We start from the raw sequence: 3,214 nt of genomic DNA on the forward strand, positions 1-3,214 counted from the left end.
CATAGTAAACGGCTGTAGCACCACACAGCAGTTTATCTGGATCGTTATATTCGCAGAGTTTATTGTTACAGTTTAGTTGCATGTGTGGTGTACACCTCCTTGGTTTTGGTATAAGAAAAAGCCACCGAAGTGACTTATTTTTTTAAACGATAATATTCATTCATTTTAATATCTAACATATGACTTGCACGAATTGCTTGTGGAGATTTTATTCCTTTTTTACTGGCAACATCATGAAGTTTATCACGTAGCTGCTCTATCTCTTCCCATAATTTTTTAATTTCTAGATCAATCACAGCTAATACCTCCTGCCATTTTTATACATTATTCGGCAAAAGGTAATATTATCCTTCAATAATTTCGATAGCCATGCTACATACTAAATTAAAAAGGGGGTAATGTTATGAGTTATGAAAATAATGAACTTCAATATACAACATGCGATGTCTGTGGTCATGAAAAGAAATGCTTTTCACAATATGAATCTGGTGAAGAAGTAGCTGTATGTCAAGATTGTTTACGTATTACAGATCGCAATTGATTAATATTAGAAACCGCCTACACATTTTGTAAGCGGTTTCGATTCATTATATTTATTTCACAATACCATATTATCACGGCAGAAATCCTACGTCAATTTCATCTTTGTCGCATTGCCGAAAGACCGTCAGCCCCGAATATTAAAGCACTTAGCATCTCTGAACTCTCACGGTTGTCTCGATAATAGGTGCTTCTGTCAATATTTTCAGCATCACATATGTCAGCAATTTTAAGTTTATCAAAATAATTAGCATGTAATACTCTATACCGCCTTTCATCCTCCGCTTTATCTGAAGTCTCACAATAAAGTTTATACACTTTTAGCATTTTTTCCACATGAGTCATGATGGTGATTGTTCTTATCGTGCTGCTTTTTATAGATTCAATATATTCTTCCTTAGTGCATTCACCTAATGACTCTAATATTTCAACTGGCTTTTCACTTGAATCTACAGCACTTCTACTATAAACAGCATTCTCGCAATACTCCTTTAAGGATGTATAATGTTTTAGCAGCATACGCGTATTCCACAACCTAGTGGTATTCTGCTTTTTTTTCTGTTCTTGCCATTTTTTATCCCAAGCCTCTAAAGCTGCCTTCGCTCCTGCTTCACCTGCTATCTTTGCAATTTGTTCTCTATTCATATATTATCACTTCCTCGTATTAAAATAATTTTCATAAAATGCTCGTAATTGCTTTAATGACTCAATTAACATGTTTGAATATGGAAACAAATATTTTCGTTCAGCATTATACTGCTCTACGCACGTCCAACCTTTCTTACTAGCTGGATCAATCACTGGCTGAATAGCAAAGCCGTGTTGATTACTAATGACAAGAATTGCTCCTGTTGCCCTTATAATTTCAAGCTGTTTCGCTAGTTCTCGATTATACCTATCAGTGATAATAAATAATTCTAGCCATAACCAGCTATCATTGGGCGAGAATTCATAGGAGTCTTTATATGAGTAACCTAGATCACTTCCTATAGGTGGAGGTGGTGTAGGTTGTTTTTGTACATAATCGTAGATTTCCATGAAGTTTTACCTCCTATTTTTATTAAGATAGTCCAGGATAGTCCTAAGTTGGTCCATGAGATAGTCCGCAAAAACATAGATATTATATGGCTTCACTGGTATTTGGACTATCTGGACTATCCATTTCAGGGGGTACACATATATAATTTATATAAATATTATTTTTTCATAAATGTACATCATGAGAATACATTTATAATCAATGTCCATATTTAAGAAAAATAAAATTCATAACGTATCATATATGTATATTAGATAGTCCAGATAGTCTTTATATATATAAAGGTGCTATTTTACTATGTTTTTGCGGACTATCTGAGTGACTATCTCAGGACTATCTGGACTAACCAAATAAATCAGATTCTTCCTTTACTTTTAATATCCAAGGCTTAACACCATTTATTTTTTTACCTCTTACGGCAAATGTTCTCTTTTCACCATTCTTGGTTATCGGTATCCTGCCCACATCAGCCCATTTGCGGAATATCTTATCCGGACTAAATCCCTGATCTTTCATGGCTTTTGCAAGTTCAGTTTTTAAGATACAAATATACTCATCCTCAATGTATCCCAATATCGGCATTGCGCTTTTTACATTCAGCGCAAACCTACCATTATTCGCGGCAATCCATCCCAGCATCCATTGCCAAGCACGCTCTGACTCATCAGCATCACCATTATTTATCAGATGATTTTCGATGACATACTCCGCGGTCTGTAACGCTCCGCGACTGGCAGTATCCTTATCCTCACCGAAGACATACATACTAGATAATTGATCACCTAAAGCGGTATGCGATACAGCATCAATATGAGAGTCAATTTTTTCAGGATATTTTTGTTTTAATACCATACGTAATTTTTGATAAATATCTCTAATTTCAACATGGTTAGCAGTCAGTATATGGGACAGAAAAATTCTCCCCGCATGGCCGTAATGATGTTCCATTACACCGTATAAATAACTGGCAAACTCTTGATTATTAACGAATGGTCCTCCATTGATCTCAATAATACGAGTAATAATACCGCCTTTGGAATTATCCTTAACAATTGGTGATTCAGCATTCGTGATCATGATCGTACGCCAGGATGATGATTGCTGCAGTCCTTTGATGGTACCGCGCTGTTTTCCTCTGCCCTCAGTAATCATATAAATTGTTTTATTCTCAAATTCTGCCCTTCGATGTTCGTCAAGGGTTTCTAGCTCGCTAACACATAAGGGAAGATCAGAGCATAATGCGGACATTCTCTCGATACCTGTTTCGGACGAGCTGGCCAATATTTTAATAGTATCTGGTTTACCCCAAACGGATAACGCTGCGTATTGCGCTGCGGACTTACCGTCCCTGGAATCACCCCAATTATGAATGCCGAAGATCCGCTGACCTGTTATTTTTAATAATGGAGCTGCGAAAGAGGCTGCTAATATAAATCTAGCTTTAGGATTCTTTCGCAACTCACCCATAGCCTGCAGCCAAGCTCCATGATCCCCTGCAATGGAATACCCGTCAATTACTGATTGTGGGGCGATATCATCGGTATCTAATACATAATTATTGCTCATGCCTGGACAAATAAATTCCGTGTCATTGTTACGCCAACCGAATTTTGATACTCCAACTCGATCAGGAAT

The 3,214-nt window shown here is 36.7% G+C and carries 5 protein-coding genes; 1 reads left to right on the forward strand and 4 read right to left on the reverse strand.

Translation table 11 applies throughout. The features are described from left to right. Positions 1-134: 134 nt before the first annotated feature. Positions 135-296, reverse strand: a complete 162-nt coding sequence (locus BMZ99_RS25560) for an aspartyl-phosphate phosphatase Spo0E family protein (RefSeq protein WP_090944869.1) — start codon at positions 294-296, stop codon at positions 135-137. A gap of 107 nt (positions 297-403) precedes the next feature. Here BMZ99_RS25560 and BMZ99_RS26660 point away from each other — a divergent pair, with 107 nt between their 5' ends. Continuing rightward, complete coding sequence (locus tag BMZ99_RS26660; protein ID WP_175490711.1) at positions 404-541, forward strand: hypothetical protein; 138 nt, start codon at positions 404-406, stop codon at positions 539-541. A 98-nt stretch (positions 542-639) separates the two neighbouring features. On the opposite strand, the gene BMZ99_RS25565 is transcribed toward BMZ99_RS26660, so the two are convergent. The 3 genes from BMZ99_RS25565 to BMZ99_RS25580 form a co-directional block, all read right to left on the reverse strand. Beyond that, complete coding sequence (locus BMZ99_RS25565) at positions 640-1,185, reverse strand: DUF1492 domain-containing protein (RefSeq protein WP_090944872.1); 546 nt, start codon at positions 1,183-1,185, stop codon at positions 640-642. Between the two features lie 6 nt (positions 1,186-1,191). Further along, on the reverse strand, positions 1,192-1,578 hold the full coding sequence (locus tag BMZ99_RS25570; RefSeq protein WP_090944875.1) for a hypothetical protein: 387 nt from the start codon (positions 1,576-1,578) through the stop codon (positions 1,192-1,194). A 343-nt stretch (positions 1,579-1,921) separates the two neighbouring features. Next, a partial coding sequence (locus BMZ99_RS25580; RefSeq protein ID WP_175490712.1) for a DUF927 domain-containing protein occupies positions 1,922-3,214 on the reverse strand: 1,293 nt, incomplete at its 5' end.

The sequence above is a fragment of the Pelosinus propionicus DSM 13327 genome, from assembly GCF_900114615.1.
Taxonomy (GTDB): Bacteria; Bacillota; Negativicutes; order DSM-13327; family DSM-13327; genus Pelosinus; species Pelosinus propionicus.

Coding starts and splice junctions, on each gene's coding strand:
- BMZ99_RS25565 (WP_090944872.1), bottom strand. CDS start 1,185: ATGAATAGAGAACAAATTGCAAAGATAGCAGGTGAAGCAGGAGCGAAG.
- BMZ99_RS25570 (WP_090944875.1), bottom strand. CDS start 1,578: ATGGAAATCTACGATTATGTACAAAAACAACCTACACCACCTCCACCT.
- BMZ99_RS26660 (WP_175490711.1), top strand. CDS start 404: ATGAGTTATGAAAATAATGAACTTCAATATACAACATGCGATGTCTGT.